The sequence below is a fragment of the Mucilaginibacter sp. dw_454 genome (assembly GCF_018449775.1).
In the GTDB taxonomy this organism is placed as follows: Bacteria; Bacteroidota; Bacteroidia; order Sphingobacteriales; family Sphingobacteriaceae; genus Mucilaginibacter.
The window spans coordinates 1-1,366 of sequence record NZ_JAAVVB010000013.1; the positions used below are offsets into that span (position 1 = coordinate 1).

Below are 1,366 nucleotides of genomic sequence, written 5' to 3' on the forward strand. Positions count from 1 at the left end.
AAAAAACCCTCTTTCCGCCAAAGGCGAAGAGGTACTGTCTTTAAAAGCAAATAATATTTAATAATTTTGAGTCTTTATGAAAGCTTTCTTTTGAAAGTTTATCACGAGTAGCCCTGGTATTCCGGGGCTATTATTTTTTGTGGAGAAACGAATACCGGATCGTACCGCTCGTTCTTTTTCCATAGATAATACATTGTCTCAAGAAGCTTTCGTTGTACGGCTACATACCCTTTCATTTTGACCTTTGTCCGTTCATATACCCGCTCGTATAACTTTTTGAACTGGGGCTGATCGTCTCTGACAGCACATAAAGCTGGCATGTGCAGAATACGTCTGATCCTGGAGTTACCTTTTTTAGATATCCGGGTTCTTCCGCTATGCTTACCTGACTGGTTCTCCACAACATCATAACCTGCATAACTTATTAAACTGGCTGCATTATCAAATAAGATAAAGCCGTTGGTTTCCGCTGCAATAACCGCAAATGACAAAAGGCTTATCCCTTTAATGACCGAGATGTTTTGATAATGCTGATTTAGAACGGGATCTGCTTTAACGACTTTAGCCATGATTTGCTCCATCTGCTTAAGTTGTTTTTCAAATAGTTTAATGGTTTGTTTCAGCTGTTTGATGATTTCCTTGTTCTGAAATTGACCATGTTGAACGCTATGTAGCTGATTGGTCATTGAGGTATGCATTTCGGTTATACTTTGATACTGTCGGGTATAGGCCCGGAGTGCATATAACTGTTTACTTGGCGGCACCCATAAATCAAGCTTCTTTTCTGCGCCTATTTGAGCAAGTCCTTTCGCATCGATGCTGTCATTCTTTGATTTGGCGCCATTGGCCTTTAAAAAGCTCTTGGCTTTGTTGGGTAAAAGAACACTTAACGGCTGATCTCTGCTATGCAGGAACCAGGCAAGAGGCTCATGATAAACGCCGGTCGCTTCCATTACACATACGACAGGGAGTGCTTCTTTTGAATGTCGGTTAACCCACGCTGAAAACAGGTCAAAACCGATCTGTGTATTAGCGAATTTATGCGTGGCTTTGATCTTAACTTCCTGCTCATCATTAATAACAGATAAACAACAGGCAAAATCTTTCATGGATACGTCAATCCCAATGGAATACTTTAAGTTCTTCATAACTAATCATTACATCAATTATCAGAAAACTCTTATAGTCTTTTCTCATATTATAGCTGATCAGATGCGTAATCTGTCAATTGGTACTGTCCAGACTTTAAAAGTTAAAAAGGAGTATTTGCCTCTTTCGTCAACATCATTAATACTTCGTGTTATCAGGGCGGTACTATGTGTCTCCTTTTTCTGATTCATTAAAGATAACAAAGATATGAGAGGGT

The 1,366-nt window shown here is 39.4% G+C and carries 1 protein-coding gene; it reads right to left on the minus strand.

Annotated elements, in window-relative coordinates; genetic code table 11:
* Positions 1 to 101: 101 nt before the first annotated feature.
* Positions 102 to 1,148, minus strand: a complete 1,047-nt coding sequence (locus HB679_RS20520) for an IS110 family transposase (RefSeq protein WP_255547688.1) — start codon at positions 1,146 to 1,148, stop codon at positions 102 to 104.
* Positions 1,149 to 1,366: the final 218 nt, after the last annotated feature.